Below are 17431 nucleotides of genomic sequence, written 5' to 3'. Positions count from 1 at the left end.
CAGAGATCTGGTGACTTTTATAAAATCCTGCACAGAATACAACATTTTCCTCGTAATATCAGCCCAAATCCAAAATTGTTGTATAAAAGGCAGGATTTCACCCTATTTAAGCGACTTAGCAGGATTATTCTTGTATTTTATACAACAATCTTTCCAAACCCACGGTTACCCATGAATCAAAGTTGTAAAACATACAACATTGTTGTCTACAGCCATAAAAAAGCAGGCACCTGTGGAAAATTTTCCGGGGTACCTGCTGTTTTATCTGCTTCGTTAGTTGAAATCTACTTCTCCATTGCACTCTGCCTTGAAACGTTCCTGGAACTGCAGCTCAAACTTCAGCTTAGTATCAAAAATTTGCTTCGAGCGGTCGTAATTCAGCTGACCTCGTGACTTCTTAAGATAATTATCGAACTCTTCACTCTCCCAGAACCGGATAGTATCCCATACATTCTCCTCTTCATGCGCACTATGGAAGAATTTCATCCATATATCCATGGTTCCGAAATGATCCAGCATATCAGCATCTTGTACAAGCTTTATGTAGTACGGGAGCTCCTCATGATTGCGAATATTATGTAATGCAATAATATCAGATATGAATTCCAGCTGCTCCGGGGAGCATTCATCCTTCAGCAGTGACTTGACCAGAACAGAGCCGGTCTCCTGATGGGGTTCAATTCCTTTGGTAACGTCATGGAAGATTGAGGCAACATACATGATATCGTCCATTGTACCTTCATCCGGGAACAATTCTTTTCTTAAGCTTAGAGCAATTTTGGCTACCCGCTGACAATGATAATAGACGAACCCCGTCTCTCTCTGCAGATGAGATTTCCGGTGACTCATTGTGTTAAGAGCAATTTCACTAATTCTGTCCAGATTCATTATGTCCACATCCTTTAGGCATTTGTTAATAATTGTATATCATTCCTCTGAAAAGATAAACAAAAGAACAGAGCTTCCCCCAACCGGAAGAAGCCCTGCTCTTTATTATCCGCGATCTGATCCAAACACAAGCCCGGCGCTGGCCTTTGCCTGTTCAATAACCCGCATCACCCGCTCACTGTGTGCGAGCATTTCCGCGGCCGTCTTTCTGTCTTGCTCTCGGATGAATCGTTCGAAGTGAAGGAATTCGTCATACATCCGGTGGGGGTGATCCTTGCGATCCACGCGGACGGGCTTCTCCCGGTTAAGGACGTAATCATAGGAGTCGCATCCATTCGCAGAACCATTGATCTGAATGTACCCTTCCGTCCCCTGAATGTTCACTGCACCAGGAGCTGTGCTGTCTTTGGCACCAATGCAGACGCATTTGAAATCACCATAGTCCAGCAGCAGCATCCCCGACGTATCGATTCCCCGTTCCATGTTCGCCCGGTATTCCACGTACAGTGGACTTCCGAAGAAGCCGACAACCAGATGGATGTTGTAGATATTAATGTCCATCAAGGCGCCGCCGGACATCTCCGGATTGAATGCAGGCAGAATCTCACCGCGTTTGAAAGCATCATAACGGGAAGAATACTGCGAATAATTGCACGTCACCATTTTAATGGAACCGAGACCCGGCAGCTGCTCCTTCACCGCCACGACATTGTTCAAATATTGATTCGAGATGGCTTCAACCAGGATAAGCTCCCTTCGCTCAGCGATCTCTTTCAGCTCCAGAAACTCCGCTAGATTAGAGGTAAACGGCTTCTCGCAGATGACATGCTTGCCGCTAAGCAGCGCCTCCTTGGTGAAGGCATAATGCAGGTGATTCGGCAATGCCACATATATAGTATCAACGTCTGTATCCTGAAGCATGGCGCTGTAATCTGTATAGAGCCTGGCTATCCCGTACTGGTTCTGCAGCTCCTGCAGAGCGTCTTCCCTGCCGGGTCTGGCGAACACGGCTGTCAGTGATATTCCCGGAATCTCTCCGATGAAGCTGAGCAGATCCTTGACAATCATTCCGGCTCCGGCTATTCCCAAGTTCATTTAGCGGCACCCCTTCATTCCCTGCTCCAGAATCTGCATAACGCCTATGGTCTCTTCATCCTTAATTACCTTATCTGTGCCAAGAACGATGGCATCATAGATCCCGTCATACACCCTGGCATAATCGCCTTTGGCTGAGGTGACCTTCTCTTCATGGTACTTGCCCTCATCATCGAGATACGTTAGAATACCATAATGCTCCGGCAGGTCAATACCGAAGTCACTGTGACCCTCAGGCAGGTAAAATAACTTCAAATGCTCCTCCTGACGGTCCTTCGTCTGCTTGACGAACACACCTTTTTTACCGTAGAGTACGAAGCTTGGCCGCTCTTTGAGCCGGAAGTAGCTGGATTTAACCGATACTTTTAGCGAAGGGTAGAAGAAATCCAGATCGAAGTAATCATTCATCTGCTGCGGTCCCAGCAATTGGCGGACGTCGTAATGAATGGTATCCGGTTTGCCGAAGTATGACAACACCTGATCAATGGTATGACATCCATGTCCATACAAGTAACTGTAGTACTTAGAGAATGGAGTTGAAGCCGGAACCTCAGGACGGAAGTAATCAAAGTGCATTTCCACTTCCAGCAGATCTCCAAGCTTACCGGATTCTATGACCTGCTGTGCGGTGAGGAAATCCGAGTCATAACGTCTGTTCTGGTAGCACTGAATGACAAGATTCCGCTCTTTGGCGTACTGAAAGATAGAGACCGCTTCTTCTTCCGTCAGCATGAAAGGCTTCTCCACCAGAACATGCTTGCCGTGATCCAGCGCCATTTTGGCATAATGATAGTGGGAATCGGTGTTGGTGCATACTACAATCAGCTGAATCTCCGGGTCATTCATCATTGATTCAAGATCGTCCGTGTATTCAATCCCGGGTACTCTGGGCCATTCCGCTTTCGTAAGCGCGCGGGTATAGATCGTCTTGACCTTCAAGTGATCGCGGTTCATGGAAAATGGAAGGTGGTAGCGGTTGGTGCTTTTGCCGTTGCCGATATAGCCGAGTGTTAACATCATAATTCCTCCTATTCTCTTCTCTTTCATTAATTATAGAAAAAAAAGACCCGCCGTGAAGACTTAGCAGGCATAACGGTACAATTATCCGTTCATATGTAATTACCGGTGTAAATCCTTGAACATTATGTTCAGATCCGGGTCTGTTATAGCTTAGAAATTCAATTCTTGAGGTGAACCTTAGTCATGAAGCTGCTGCTGCAATTAAAGGAAATGAACCATTTTACCCCCAACGAACGAAGCATTGCTGCCTATATCCTGACCCATAAGGAAAGTATGCTGCCGATGTCCATACAGGAGCTGGCCAAAGCTACCTATACCTCGCATTCTGCGATTAACCGCCTAACCCATAAACTCGGACTTGCAGGCTATAAGGAATTCATTCTAAAGCTGGCCCGGGAGTTCCAGCTGGATGTCCATAGCATTTCTAATGTGGATGTCAATTATCCGTTTGAGCATGGTGAAACGCCCATTCAGGTAGCCAAAGAAATTGCGGAAGTAATGAAGGCAACCATCGAGAAGAATTTTGCTTTTCTGGAGAATGCCCAGTTAGCCGGGGCTGCTGAAATCCTGGACCGGGCCGGCAAGATATTCATCTATGCGCTGGGCGATTCCGAGATCCGGGCGAAGAGCTTCCAGAATAAATTAATCAAAATCAATAAATACGCCGTGATTGCGACGGAGCTGTCTGAGTGGGAATATCATACGGTTAATCTTACGCAGCAGGACTGTGCCATTTTCTTAACCTATCACGGGTTATCAGCGAATAATTTGCAGGCGGCAAAGTACTTCACGCGCAACAGCATTCCCTTTATCACCATCACCGCAGCTCACGGTACGGAATTGGCCAAGCTCAGCACACTGTGTATCCAAGTGCCTGAGGATGAAGTGAAGCATGCCAAGATTGGCACCTTTTCATCGCAGATAGCCTTTGAATATGTCCTAAATGTCATCTATTCCTGCATCTATAGAATCAACTACTCGAAGAACAAGCTGGCTGCCCGGCAGGTCGTGAAGGATTTCTATACCAATGACGTGAAGACAGATCTATAGGTTGGGAAAAGCGAGCTTATCGACCTTGATATTCACGATAGGCGGAGACAGACCCAGCATATGCTCAACGGCCTGATGGACGTTATCCTTAAGAATCTGGCATACCTCAGGAATCTTGTATCCGTAGTTAATAATGATATCCAGCTGAATCGCCACGGCTTCATCCGTAACATCCACTGATAATCCATTGGTGCCAATCTTACCGCTTAGTCGCCGGGCCAGAGTTCCGCTGACCGGGTTGCCGGACATTCCGGCAATGCCCGGTGTTTCGGTAACTGCATAGCGGATTATACTTGAAATTACCCGGTCAGAAATCTCCACAAGCCCCTTGAACGTATCCTGCTTCATTATTATTCCTCCTGAAAGTTATTTATCTGGGAATCCGGATCATGAACACCGTCGGCTCCCCTTCCCGGCTCTCCAGCATCAGGGAACCGCCCATCTTCTCTACGTTCTTCTTGGCAATGGATAATCCGAGACCTGTCCCACCGCTTGCTGTCGTCCTGGCTTCATCCCCCCGCACAAACGGATCGAAGATCGTGGACCAGAGCTCCTTGGGAATGCCCACTCCATTATCGGCAATCTCAATCCGGACAGTCGTGTCCTCCGGAATGACCGTCACACGGATGCGTGTCCCTTCAGGATTATAGGCCAGCGCATTGGAGATCAGATTGTTGATCACGCTTGCGAACAGCTCCGGATCATAATGGGCATACACCTGCTCTTCAGGCAGCTGCAGCTGCAGCTGGAACTCTTTTTGCTCAATTTCCCCGTAAGTGTCGGCAATAATCTCCCGCAGCTGATCTCCCAGCTCCAGCCGCTCCACGCGAAGAATGAAATCCGGTGAATCCAGCTTGAGCAGGTCCAGCATATGCTGAATCAGCTTCGTCACCTGTACGGATTTGGTATAAATGTAATTCAGGTATTTGGTCTGCCGTTCAGGGTCCGTAACCCGTCCTTCGACCAGCGCCTGTGCATAACCCTGAATACTGGTAATCGGTGTCTTCAGATCATGTGACAGATCGACCATCAGCCGCTGCTTGCTCTTCTCGGCCTGCCGCTTCTCCTCCGTAGTCCGCTCAATGACATCCGCCATATAGTTGAAGCTATTGCCAATCCGCAGAAACTCCGTCTCCGCATAGAGGGCAATCCGTGTATTGTAGTGCCCTTCCATCATACGGTTCATCCCCAGATTTAGAACCCGCAGGGGCTTCTTGATCCGTCTGGAGACCCAGTAGCTATATACAAAGATCAGCATCAGAATCAGCCCGCTGACCACAAACACATAAAAGAACACCGAATGGTTTAGATAGGCCAACAGCATTTCGTTGTTAATGGATACGCTGACCACATCGCGGGGAATCTTGAGCAGCAGCCAGGCCACTCCGCTGTCACTATCCACTTGAGAAATGGAGTAGTAATAGGGCTGATCGCTGCGGTTCTCTAGCCCCTGGAACAGACTGTTCTCATCATAGCCCAGGGTCTGATCCTGCTTATCTCCAATAACGCGGATGACCTGCTTGCCCGAATCGAGCAGCTCCAGCCACCCTCCGCTTTGCAGCAGCCGGTCGCTCTCCGGTCCCTGGCCCAGCTCGTTACGGTAATCTCCGGCTTCGACCGACAGATCCGGATCGGGGATCAGCTTCTCCATGATGACGTGAGTGATATCATTCTGGATGAACAGATAGACCACCAGTACAAGCATCACCAGCATACAGTTGAACAGCAGAAAGTCGATCGTCAGCGACGTTTGCAGCGGGCGGTTATCTCTACTTTTCCACGGGTGCTTCAATTTTGTACCCCAATCCCCTGATCGTCTTCAGGTATTCCGGTTTCTTGGAATCGCGCTCGATCTTATCGCGGATATTGCTGATATGCACCATGATGCTGTTATCCTCATAGACATAGAAATCTTCCCAGACGGCCTCATAAATCTTCTTGCGCGTAAATACCCGGCCCGGCTGCTCCATCAGCAGTTCGAGGATTTTGTACTCCGTAGAAGTCAGAGCTACCGGTTCGCCGGCCACCTCAACCTGACAGCTGCTCCGGTCAAGCGTTAACCGTCCGAGCACAATCTGTTCCTTCGTCTGCTCTTCTTCTACAGCCTTAGCATCGAACTGGTGCACCCGCCGCAGCAGGGCCCCGACACGGGCAACGATCTCCAGCGGATTGAAGGGCTTGGAGATATAATCGTCTGCTCCCAGCTCAAGACCGAGGATTTTATCATGATGCTGGCTCTTGGCTGACAGGAACAGCACCGGGAAATGCTCATGCTCACGAATCCGCTTAAGCAGCTGCAGCCCGTCCATCCCCGGCATCATAATATCCAGAATGGCCAGATCTATCTTGTTATTCTGCATCTGCTTCAACGCCTCAATCCCGTTCTGTGCTTGCAGAATATTGTATTCCTTCTCCAGATACAGCTGCAGAAGCTCTACAATCTCCGATTCATCATCCGCTATGAGAATGGTATACATGGTGAAATCCCCCTCTATCTAGTCATGCAAGCTGCGCTAACTGTAACTATAGCCTGCCAATCTTAATCCAGTCTAAACCAAATCTAAAGAAAAGCTAAAGATTAAAGCTGCTAATCTTAAGAATGATATCCTGAAACAGACAAAAAGAACAGCCTGGAGCAGCCATTAAGTGGCTTGCCGGTCTGTTCTTTATATTTTAGCGCAGAATCGATCCTGTATTGCCAGTGAAAGTGAAAGTAAGGCTGCAGCTTAGACCGTAGGCACGGTTCCTCCGTCAATCACATATTCGGCCCCCGTAATGGAAGCTGCACGGTCGGAGGCCAGGAATGCCACCAGCTCGCCTACTTCCTCGGGGAAGCCGGGACGGCCCAGCGGAATCCCGCCCAGCGCATCCATTACAGACTGCAGCGCGCTTTCCGCACTGCCCGTAACCTTGGCGATATTCTCCATCATGGCATCTGCCGCTGTCGTTTGAATGAATCCCGGAGCTACGCGGTTTACACGGATGCCTTGCGGGGAGAATTCTTTGGAGAGGCTTTTACTGTAATTGCTTAACGCAGCCTTGGCGGCAGCATAGGGAATGGTGGATTCGATCAGCGGCAGTACTCTTTGAATAGAAGAAATGTGGATAATTACACCCTTACCCTGTTCCAGCATCAAGGGGATCAGGCCCCGGTCGAGCCGGACGGCTGCAAGCAGATTCAAGTTCAGCGCATCCATCCAGTGCTCATCGTTTGCCGCCAGGAACCCGCCGGGAGGTGTAGTACTGCCGCCAATGTTATTCACTACGATATCGATGCTGCCTAAGCGTTCCTTAACCGCAGCAATCACTTTCTCCACGCCTTCTTTGGCAGACAGATCTGCTTGTACGAACAAGTCAGCATCTGTCAATCCGGACGGGAGTGTGCGGGCAGTAGTCATCACTGTAGCACCGGCAGCCTTAAACCGGTTTACGATGGCCTCCCCCATACCTTTAGTTCCGCCTGTTACGAGTATTTTTTGGCCTTCATATTCAGTCATTGGATTTGCATAAGTAATTGTCATGGTTTGGTTCCCCTTTTCATCATTTGATTCTTTAATCTTATGCTTGATTTACTCATGCGTCTAATTTATTATTTTCATTAAATCCATTACAAATATTAATATAAGAGGGGTCCTGAAATGGAGCTAACGCAATTGGAGTATTTCCTGACTGTGGCCCGGCTTGAGCATATGACTTTGGCATCCAAAGCGCTTAGAATTACCCAGCCCGCGCTGAGTCATGCCATCTCCAAACTGGAGAATGAGCTGGGCGTTCCTTTATTTGAGCGGAATGGACGGGGCGTTCAGTTGAACCGGTATGGGGTAACGTTCAGCAAATGGGTGGAAGAAGCCATGAAGAACATCGGTAACGGTATTCGTGAAATTGATGAATGTTCGAATGCGGAGACAGGCGTGGTACACATCTCATATCTGAATATTCTCGGTGTTGATCTGGTGCCTTCACTGATCAGGGATTATCAGGCGGGCAACCCCAAGGTCCGGTTTGATTTGTATCAGGGAAATCACGGGGATATCGATGAAGCTCTGGAGACCGGCACTTCTGATATGCTGATCACTTCCAGAGAAACCACAATGAACGATGACGAATGGATGATTATCCGGCGCATGCCGATCTTTATTGTGGTATCCACTCAGCACCGGTTTGCTTCACGCTCCAGTCTGAGTTTGTTTGAGCTGTCCGGTGAACCCTTTGTCGGCTTGAAAACGAACTGCGGACTCAAAGCTACGATTAGCTCGCTATTCAAAAACACCCATTTCGAGCTGGCCTCGACCTATGAAGCAGAGGACCTGATTACGGTAGCCGGCTTCATCAAAGCCGGGCTTGGAGTCTCTGTACTGCCGCAGACGCTGGGCTTGCTGCTGGATGGCCTGGTCTGGATTCCGATTGAGGAAGAGGGCTGGGAATGGGAGGTCGGCTTGAAATGGCGTCATGACCGTTACCTGTCTCCTGCCTCCAGACGGTTTCTGGATTATATTCAGCAGGTAGGACTGAAGTCTGAATAGATGAAGTCCTACAATCCTGAAAAAAACACAAAGGAGCGGCTCTCCCGATGGAGAATCGCTCCTTTGTGTTATTCGTTCGTTACTGCTATTGAATCAGCGCCTGAAGCTCGGCAACAGTTGCCTGGTATTGCGGTTTGAATTCAGCAGAGTTCATATAATTAGCCACGCTGGTCAAGAACTGTCTGCCTTCAGGGGTCTCGCTCACCTTGCCTGCATCCAGTGCACATACCAGCAGATTACCGTTGCCTACACGGCACTCCGTAAGGAAGCTAAGCTTATGATTACGTTCGAAATTATCAATGGTCTGCACAACGGGATTCCAGCTGCGGTCCGCATCATCCATGATCAGCGATTTCGAATTCTCCACAATGCTCCACCATGGATAGGTCGAATGCTCCTCACCCGGGAACTCACGAAGTACCGGGTGACTGTTATCAATCAGCAGACCCATTGTACCGACAGGTACAGGCCGGTTCATGCTCTCCGAGATGGAGCGGAACATCGGATAACACCAGAAATCAGTGCAGTAATACCCTTCAATTGCATTCTTCAGGGATTCCGGCTCTGGCATCAGCAGCACATTTCCTCCCTTCTCCAGCTGTGCAAGCGCCTCTTCGGACAGCTTCGTGAATACATGTATGTCCTCAAGCGGGTTGCTGCTCTGCTCAGGGTATACCCACAGGTCGTAGCTCTTGCGGATATCCGTTCCCTGGATGGAAAGGGATAATACGATCTTACTCATCCGCTCTACGACAGGAAGAGTTACCGCCAGATCGCAGATGTCGATATAATGGCTTCCGGCCGGAATGGCCGCTAAGGTTGATCCTTCAGCAATTACATTACCGTCTGCTGCAAGCTGCCATAGCAGCTGAGCGGAATCCGGCATACCGCTGCGGAAGCAGCTAAGCTCCACATGGGCAGCGAACAATTCACCCGCAGTATAATTATACTTAGGGAATCGTGCCATCAGCACCGCATCATTGCAGAACGTACGCCATTCCTCGGCACTGACCAGTCCCTTGGAATCCATGAAGGCATCAAGCACGCCAACCAGCGCAGTTCCCTGACCGCTGAAATCCTGCAGGTCCAGCAGCTGGAAGCCGGCCAGCCGCCGCGAGCGGAAGGCAGCCTCAAGTTCTTCCTTATAACAGGCTACCGCAAGCTGGCCGGAGGCTTCAAAGTATTTCGATGCCAGATGACCCAGTCCCTTACTCTCCAGCCGTTCACGGAAAATCACAAAGTTCTCAGCTTTGATCGAACCCGTGTATTTCGTAATTTCTTCGAAATTAGGGAATGTAGCGTATTGTCCGATCTCATGCGAAACTACCGGAACCTGCGGAATCCATTCGCCGGATTCTCCGCCAGCCTGCACCGTTTTGGCTTCGGTGCCATACTGGATCTGGATCTCGCCGCCGGCAGCAGCAGCCTGTCCTCCTCCATTCAGGAAGTCCGGAGGAACGATCTGGTCGTCATAATCCTTCATCGTACCTGGCACAGCCGTCTGGACATGGCCCAGCGGAGCATCGCACATTGCATAAGAGCCTCTGAACAGGCGGTCGCGGGTAAAACGCACCCCGCTGAAGAAGTCGTCATGCTCCAGAACCTCCGGTACCCATTGGTGGTTATTGGAGCCTTGGGTGTATAAAGGCCGGTCATCGAACGCTTTGTAGTCCTTCAGGAAGGAATCAATCTTCTCTTTGCTGCCCCACAGCTCGTTGCCGAGAGACATCATTACGAAGGATGGATGATTGCCAAAGTCCCGCAGAATGGCATAGCCTTCGCTGATCAGGTAATCCTGCTCTGCCTGATCATGCCCTTCGTCCGTTTCTACCGTAATCGTACCCCAGAACGGAAGCTCCGGCTGCATGTAGATCCCAAGCATATCTGCAGCGGTAAAAGCAGCCTCCGGCGGACAGCAGGTATGGAAACGGTAATGATTGATCCCGTAAGACTTGGCGATGCCAAGAATTCTGACCCATTCTTCAACATCTGTAGGAGCATAGCCGGTCAGCGGGAAGATCAGTCCGTCATGTTTGCCGCGGAGGAAAGTCTTCTCCCCGTTAATCGTGAACTTGTCGCCTTCTGCCCGGAATTCCTTCAGTCCGAAGATAACCTCCTGCCGGTCGATGGCATTGCCTTCGCTATCCTTCAGAACCAGGAGGATATTATATAGATTGGGAGCGGATTCACTCCAGAGCAGCGCCTTTTGACCGAGTGCATAGTCTACTGAGAACTTACCTGGTGATACTATGTACTCCTGCTCTTCTACCGTGTGTGAATCCTCACTATTGAAGCTCTTGGCAGATACCACAAGAGTAGTCTCGCTCTTACTCTCCAGATTTGCTGTGATGCGGACGGAACGTGCAGCCAGCTCCGAATCCAGGCGGATGCCGCTAAGCTGTGACTCTCCGTAGAATTGCAGCTCCATACGGCCGGTAATTCCGTTCCAGTTCGTCTGGGTATCCGGCGAAGTCAGATGTCCGCCTTTGGTCGGGTAACCCGTGTTATCTACGCGGATCGTGATTGTATGCGTTCCCGGCAACAGCTGCGGGAGCTCGTATACATGGGCGGTGTTCAGACTGTCACGGCTGCCAATCTCCTGCCCGTCCACCCACAGCGTTGTAAGCCGTGTACGTTCCAAATATAGATAACTGCTCTTGCCGGCCAGCTCCTCTGGAATGTCAATCTCCCTGGAGTACCAGACGGATCCTTCGAACAGATATTCATCCGTTAGAGCGCTTACCAGAAACTCCTCATTCTTCGGTCCTTTGCGGGCATGGGAGGTTGTTCCCGGCAGTGTGATTACATCTGTGTAAGGTAATACGAGTCCTTGCTTACTCTCATCTAACTGCAACTTCCATTCGCCTTCGAGGCTGATCTTTGTCTGCAAAATCCTCACTCCTAATCGTGGTAATCTCTAAGCTTCTGTTCTATAGTGCAGGCTGCTTGCTATTCTTCCTGAATAAGCTTAGCATATTACGCCAAATATTACAGTCCTACCTTCCGGAATGCATTCACACTCCATTTACACGCAGAAAAAAAGCCCCTGCCGCTCGCAGAGGCTTGTCATCTTAATCCATAGCTACGATCTTGGTAGCAATATTCGCGCAGAATTCCCGGTCGTGCTCCACAAACAGGATTGTCGGCGTATGTTCCATCAGCAGCTCTTCAATCTGCATCCGGGAGATCACGTCAATGAAGTTAAGCGGTTCATCCCAGATATGCAGATGCACCTTCTCACTGAGGCTCCGGGCAATCAGTACTTTCTTCTTTTGGCCGCCGCTGTAAGTGGACAGATCCTTCTCGAACTGGATCCGCGAGAAATCAAGCTTGCGCAGAATCGATTTGAACAGACTTTCATCGATCCCGTGCTCTCTGGCATATTCACTCAGACTGCCCTGCAGATGCGAGGTGTCCTGGGATACATAAGAGATGGCAAGCTGGCTGTCCTTCCGTATGACACCAGTATGATGAATCTCCTCCCCGCAGATCAACTTGAGAATACTCGATTTCCCGGAGCCGTTGCTGCCGGTGAGTGCAATCCGGTCGCCCTGCTCAATCGTGAAGCTCACCTCTGAACAAACACTTTTGTCCCCGTAAAAGACTGAAACTTCATCCAGCTCGGCCAGCTGTTGCTTATGATACGGAAGCTGTGATATTTCCAGACTGTCCGAGCTTTCAATGTTCCGCAGCAGCCTGGATTTCTCGGTGATCGCAGATTCCTGCCGCTGCTGGATCGATTTCGAGCGTTTCATCATTTTTGCAGCCTTGTGGCCGACATAGCCCTTATCTAATTTGGAGCCGGAGTTCCGGGTGCCGTTCTTGGACTTCTCTACCTCATGGGCCCAGCCGCCCGTCCGTTTGGCGGAAGCCGATAACCGCTTAATGTCCCGGCGCAGCTTCTCGTCTTCCGCCAGCTCGAAGTTATCCTGCCTCGTCTTATTCTCCCACCAGCTGCTGAAGTTCCCCTTCTGGATCTCAATGTTGGTCTTGTTGATCGACAGGATATGGTCTACACAGTTGTCTAAGAAGGCTCTGTCATGGGAGACCAGAATATAGCCGCTCTTCGTGCTGAGATAGTCACTGACCAGTTTACGAGCCTTCATATCCAGATGGTTGGTGGGTTCATCAATGAGCAGGAAGCTATTCTCCTTGATGAAAAGGGCTGCCAGCAGCACCTTCGTCTGCTCCCCGTTCGACAATGAATTGAAGGGCCGGTACAGCACATCCTCCGCCACCTTCAGCAGGTTCAGCTCCCGCATCAATTTCCAGTGAACATATTCCGGGTCAATTTCACTGATTACATCCAGGGTCTGACTTGTGGGGTCCGCAACCGGAAACGGGAAGTATTCAAAGCTTACTTGTGCGGATATCGTCCCGCTGTATTCATATTTGCCGAGCAGCAGGTTCAGGAAGGTGGTTTTGCCCCGGCCGTTGCGCCCGGTGAAGCCCAGTTTCCAATCGGTATCTAGCTGGAAATTCACCTGCTCAAAAATATTATCGTAAGTGCCCTCATAGGCAAACGTCAGATTGCTCACATTGATTAATGACATACAATATCCTCCTGTATAAAATAATAAAAGCTGCAAGAAGGTTATCTTCTTACAGCTCAAATAAATACAGCAAATTCAGCCCTGACGGACTTGAATAAGGATATATTGATTGAGTGAAAAGATGCAGACCCTTCTTGCATATAAAGAATAAAACGCGCGCACGAAATAACGCCCTTATAAGATGAACTTATGAATGGAAATGTAGCCATTCTTAAGATCATGTACTATAAAGCTGTTTTATTGTTTAATACCGCAAGAGAATCCTACACTATACTATTCAACTCCAATCGTTTAATTAAGTGCATTTTACCATGTGCTTTATTGGATATCAACCCGGTCCGTATGCATACAGTGTCTATTTAAGCTGAGATCAGGCCGTATTTCAGGAAACAGTTATACAGTCCGTCTTCCTCAATGTGGTCGGTGATATCATCGGCAATCTCTTTGAGCTGCTCTCTGGCATTACCCATAGCAACCCCCACCTGGACATAGTCCAGCATCTCCAGATCATTAAGCCCATCGCCGAGCGCCATACTGTCTTCACGGGGGATATCCAGATGTTTCAGTACATCGGCAATAGCCGAAGCCTTGTGGACACCCGGAATCATCAGCTCCCCGCTGTTCTCTCCAAACAGGGGGATAGAACTCTGGAGTGCTGTGAACCTTCCTTCTAATGCCTCCTGGATCTGATGAAAGGGCAGACTGCTCTCCAGAAAACAAATTTTGTTGACATCATCCAAATATAATTCTTCGTTCCCATAGGTCAGTGTTGCGATATAAGGATGCGGAGACAGCCGTTTTCTCTCCTGCGCTGCAGGATCATTCAGCAGATCACCATAAATTCTGCGTTCCAGATGCGGCTGTAAATTCCGGCTTCCGTATAGGGCAGTGTTGGACTCCAGAATGAAATCCACCTCATTGGCGTGGAAATAATCGATCAGATGTTTGGCATCTTCCGGGGTTACTTTTTTATGATAAAGCATTTCATTGCCGCTCTCTACATACCCGCCTGCGGCTCCAATCAAGCCGTCGAAGCCAATATTCCAGATGGAATCATAGATCTCAGCCTTTGAGCGGCCGGTACACAGGTAGAGCAAATGCCCGTTCTCCCTCGCCTGTCTGCACGCCTGCTGCGCCGATTCCGGTATGATTCCATTCTCTGTGAGAAGTGTTCCGTCAATGTCGATGAAGACTATTTTTCTGCTGTTCTGACTCATACTGTTGTGCCTCCCCTTTTGTATCCTGCCTCTGCAATATAATTTGTGAAACGCATTACATGTCAAGAACTTTTTGGGGGATTTATACGCCTAACATTCCTTTATGCTCCGGTTAGCCGCTAGGAAGACACTTGGAAAACGGTGCCACCAGCCTCCTTATTAAAGCTACCCAGGAGACAGGGTGGTTAACTCCGGCTAAAAAGCCTAAAAAAAGGCGGGCCGAAGGAGTTCGCCTCCAACAGCCTGCCTTTGTTAATGCCCTTTGTTAATGCCCCTTGCTACTTCTACCGGTTCTATTCTGCGGTATAGCGGAAAAAAGTAACCGATGCGGTATTGGTCATTTGCGGAGATCCTTTGAAATAATGCTGGATCAGCTGAGCCGCATTCTTCTTCTTGACCAGTTCCTTCGTATCCGCCATATAAAATATACCGGATGCAGCTGTCTTAGCTGTGTCTCCTGCTGCATAACCGGAGCTCTGGGCAAATCCGGGCAGGAACAATCCTTCCGAGATGCCGTCCTTGAAGCCTACCCCTGCTACACCCGGCGAATGGAAGACTTCTTCAAGCCTCGCGATCCGCTGCTTCTCCTCGTCATTCTTCGGCTTATAATCCGCGTAAAAGATGATGTTGCCCTGTTCATCCGTATCATCCACTCTTGCTGACGGCTGCTTAGTCAGAGGATTGACGGACACGGCGTACCAGGCCCGCATTTTCCAGGCGAGGGCTCCGGCCTTAATGGCTTCAGGATTCATATCGCCTTTCCAGACATGGGGGAATGACTTTTCCAGGTACTCCAGGAAGTCAATCTCCTGTATGCAGACCTGCGCATCCGCACATCCCGGATAGAAGTCCTTGTTCTCTTTGAGTTTCATGTGGACAGCAATCTTGGCGGGCCGTGGGTAATACGGGTTAACCGCGTCTGGAAGCCGGTTCTGCCAAGCGGATTTCTTCAACCACAGCGACGGATTGCCGCCTGTCATCTCTTGTTTGAGTTGATTCTCTGAAGCACGGTTCACATAACCGATTACCTTACCTGCATAATTCTCAAGGATTCCCTCCCGCCGCTTCTTTTCAATCTCCACCATTCGGGTTTCTTCGGGAATTTGAAACGCATAGGGGGTGCCCACAATTTGGGTTACAGGGGCTATGGAATAGGAAGCGATCTTCCAGCCGCCATTCGGCTTCGTGAATATGATTATCCGGAAGTTCAAGCCGTTCAGGCCTTGCTCGCTCTCTTGCTTCAGGTTATATTCCACAGCTGCATATGCCACTACGAAAGGCATTCCGGACAATTCATAGGGCGCCACCGTGAGGAAATTCCGCGCCATTTCAACATCAATCGGCTTCACCGCCTTGACATTGAAGGAGAGCATCGTCCGCTCTCCGCCGCTTTCCCATGCTTCTTGCTCGAAGCTCTGGATATGCTTAGCTATAAGATTCTTCATCATATCCTCAGTCAGAATATTCGGGTCAGCCGGTTCTTCCATTCCCACGGCTGCCGCTCCTTGAGTGAGATAGGCGCCAGGTATACCGGCCGGTATTGAACACACCATCAAGAACACTAGTATCATACACAAACTGATTCGTTTCATAATAGTCTATACTCCTTCACCATTCATTATCGGGTGTAATGGAAAAAATTGATGGTTCCCTTGTCCATAGTCTTGGGTGATTTGTCGAAGTAATAACGCAGAATCTCATCGAAATGCATTCCCTGCTTGGCCAAATTGGTAGAGTACTTCTGTGACACTAATCCACTTGCCTTACCAGAGCTCTCTGCACGATACTCCGCAAGAATCAGATTCCCCATATTATCCTTGAATCCGGCACCGGCTATGTCATCCACATGAAACATGCTTTGCATATGGGCAATATCCTCCGGCTTCTTTCCAATCGTCGACAAATCAGCCAAGAATTTTTGATCCCTCGTACTGTCATATACATCGGCTTCTCCAACCTGGGCTGAAGGAGTGACAGCCACCTTATACCATGCATACATTTTCACTGCCATTGCCCCTGTCTTTAACGATTCATCAGGTGCATGCTCATCCCATTCGTTGGGAAGCACATGCTTGCAGTAATCCAGGAAATCAAGAACTTTGACGCATTGATCATCCCCGGCGCAGCCGTAATACTTCAAATTCCGCTCATCCTTCATGATAACCCGGATATAGCGGGGACGTTTGTAACTGGCATTAATCTCCCCTGGGGGCTCTTCTGATAATGCGCCAAAGGCTGATGTGCTGCCGGACATCTCTTCTTTTAGTTGACTGGGGGTGGCTATATTATGCATGCTGTAATCCGGCACAGTCTTACCCTCATAATCCACGTAGATGCCATCCTGGTGCTTTTTCAGGATCGATGCCATTTGGATTTCGGCTGCGGCTATCCTCCGGTCCTCCTCATTGTTAATACTCTTCCCGAAGCCTATGCCGTTCTCAAGAAAATAGGGAACCGGGGCAATCTCGTACTCATCTCCGACGACCTCCCATTCTCTACCGAGCGGTTGAATGACCGCCAGCATGAAGTTGATTCCGTTCAGCATGTACTTGCTTTCCCGCTCCATGTCATATTCGATAGCGGCATATACAAATCTGTATTTTTTATTGTTCAGGTAGCTGGCTTCCTTCACCGCTTTAAGTTGATCTTTGGGTATCTCCATTACCTTAAGCACTTTGGCACTCTTTACAACTTCCCGGTTAAAAATCTTCTGTTGCTTTCTCTTTAGAATGGCCACATAAACATTCATTGCCTGTTTGGCCAGTACGGGATCAACAGGATTCGTTGGTGCTGCCTGGACAGGCGCCACCAGGTGGGGACTGACCAAGGATACCAGCAGCAATATCGAGATGAATTTGCGTAACATTCGAACTTGTTCCTCCTTCAACTTGCCAATTCGTACGGCCTGGGACGAAGCTGATAATTGCAGGTACACCGCCGCCAAGTCGCCTTGAATAATATCCGCTTCCCGACTTTTTTGTATCCATAAATGATTTATATTCACAAAAATGTATTAATCAAATCTGATATGAAAGCACAAAAAAATCGCCCTTATTGAAATGGAATACCACCTGCCATTTCAGTA

Annotated in this window: 14 protein-coding genes; 2 read left to right on the top strand and 12 right to left on the bottom strand. The window is 49.1% G+C overall.

The window, feature by feature from the left end:
- Window positions 1-273: 273 nt before the first annotated feature.
- The 3 genes from P40081_RS17615 to P40081_RS17605 all read right to left on the bottom strand — a co-directional run bounded on the left by P40081_RS17615 (window position 274) and on the right by P40081_RS17605 (window position 3000).
- Window positions 274-888 carry an HD domain-containing protein gene (locus tag P40081_RS17615; protein WP_042137256.1) on the bottom strand — a complete coding sequence of 205 codons (615 nt, stop codon included), beginning with the start codon at window positions 886-888 and terminating at the stop codon, window positions 274-276.
- Window positions 889-993: 105 nt separating this feature from the next.
- Window positions 994-1983 (bottom strand): Gfo/Idh/MocA family protein, encoded by a 990-nt coding sequence (locus P40081_RS17610; protein WP_042137255.1) that lies wholly within the window; start codon window positions 1981-1983, stop codon window positions 994-996.
- A complete protein-coding gene (locus P40081_RS17605; RefSeq protein ID WP_042137253.1) occupies window positions 1984-3000 on the bottom strand; it encodes a Gfo/Idh/MocA family oxidoreductase in 1017 nt (338 codons plus the stop codon). It abuts the gene before it with no gap.
- A gap of 186 nt (window positions 3001-3186) precedes the next feature.
- Here P40081_RS17605 and P40081_RS17600 point away from each other — a divergent pair, with 186 nt between their 5' ends.
- Window positions 3187-4053, top strand: a complete 867-nt coding sequence (locus P40081_RS17600) for a MurR/RpiR family transcriptional regulator (protein WP_042137251.1) — start codon at window positions 3187-3189, stop codon at window positions 4051-4053.
- On the opposite strand, the gene P40081_RS17595 is transcribed toward P40081_RS17600, so the two are convergent.
- The 4 genes from P40081_RS17595 to P40081_RS17580 all read right to left on the bottom strand — a co-directional run bounded on the left by P40081_RS17595 (window position 4048) and on the right by P40081_RS17580 (window position 7574).
- Complete coding sequence (locus tag P40081_RS17595) at window positions 4048-4401, bottom strand: Asp23/Gls24 family envelope stress response protein (RefSeq protein WP_042137248.1); 354 nt, start codon at window positions 4399-4401, stop codon at window positions 4048-4050. The two genes, P40081_RS17600 and P40081_RS17595, sit on opposite strands and share 6 nt — an antisense overlap.
- 22 nt (window positions 4402-4423) lie before the next feature.
- Window positions 4424-5845, bottom strand: coding sequence for a sensor histidine kinase (locus tag P40081_RS17590; RefSeq protein ID WP_042137246.1), 1422 nt, complete (start codon window positions 5843-5845; stop codon window positions 4424-4426).
- Window positions 5823-6530 carry a response regulator transcription factor gene (locus P40081_RS17585; RefSeq protein ID WP_042137244.1) on the bottom strand — a complete coding sequence of 236 codons (708 nt, stop codon included), beginning with the start codon at window positions 6528-6530 and terminating at the stop codon, window positions 5823-5825. Before P40081_RS17585 ends, P40081_RS17590 begins: the two co-directional genes overlap by 23 nt.
- Window positions 6531-6779: 249 nt before the next feature.
- Window positions 6780-7574, bottom strand: coding sequence for an SDR family oxidoreductase (locus tag P40081_RS17580; RefSeq protein WP_042137242.1), 795 nt, complete (start codon window positions 7572-7574; stop codon window positions 6780-6782).
- A gap of 117 nt (window positions 7575-7691) precedes the next feature.
- Between P40081_RS17580 and P40081_RS17575 the strand changes: the two genes are divergently transcribed.
- Complete coding sequence (locus P40081_RS17575) at window positions 7692-8576, top strand: LysR family transcriptional regulator (RefSeq protein ID WP_042137239.1); 885 nt, start codon at window positions 7692-7694, stop codon at window positions 8574-8576.
- Between the two features lie 85 nt (window positions 8577-8661).
- Here the strand turns inward: P40081_RS17575 and P40081_RS17570 are convergent, their stop codons facing one another.
- The 5 genes from P40081_RS17570 to P40081_RS36450 form a co-directional block, all read right to left on the bottom strand.
- Window positions 8662-11475 (bottom strand): DUF8487 domain-containing protein, encoded by a 2814-nt coding sequence (locus tag P40081_RS17570; protein WP_231575382.1) that lies wholly within the window; start codon window positions 11473-11475, stop codon window positions 8662-8664.
- A gap of 172 nt (window positions 11476-11647) precedes the next feature.
- On the bottom strand, window positions 11648-13129 hold the full coding sequence (locus tag P40081_RS17565; RefSeq protein WP_042137235.1) for an Lsa family ABC-F type ribosomal protection protein: 1482 nt from the start codon (window positions 13127-13129) through the stop codon (window positions 11648-11650).
- A 359-nt stretch (window positions 13130-13488) separates the two neighbouring features.
- Entirely contained in the window at window positions 13489-14346 is an 858-nt protein-coding gene (locus P40081_RS17560; RefSeq protein WP_042137233.1) for a Cof-type HAD-IIB family hydrolase, read from the bottom strand.
- 293 nt (window positions 14347-14639) lie between these two features.
- Window positions 14640-15839 (bottom strand): hypothetical protein, encoded by a 1200-nt coding sequence (locus tag P40081_RS17555; RefSeq protein ID WP_042137231.1) that lies wholly within the window; start codon window positions 15837-15839, stop codon window positions 14640-14642.
- 125 nt (window positions 15840-15964) lie between these two features.
- Window positions 15965-17212: a SpoIID/LytB domain-containing protein gene (locus tag P40081_RS36450; RefSeq protein ID WP_052421869.1), complete on the bottom strand. Its 1248-nt coding sequence runs from the start codon at window positions 17210-17212 to the stop codon at window positions 15965-15967.
- Window positions 17213-17431 lie beyond the last annotated feature (219 nt).

Source organism: Paenibacillus sp. FSL P4-0081 (assembly GCF_000758565.1).
Classification (GTDB): domain Bacteria; phylum Bacillota; class Bacilli; order Paenibacillales; family Paenibacillaceae; genus Paenibacillus_AQ; species Paenibacillus_AQ phytohabitans.
This window is presented reverse-complemented; position numbering and strand designations above follow the sequence as displayed.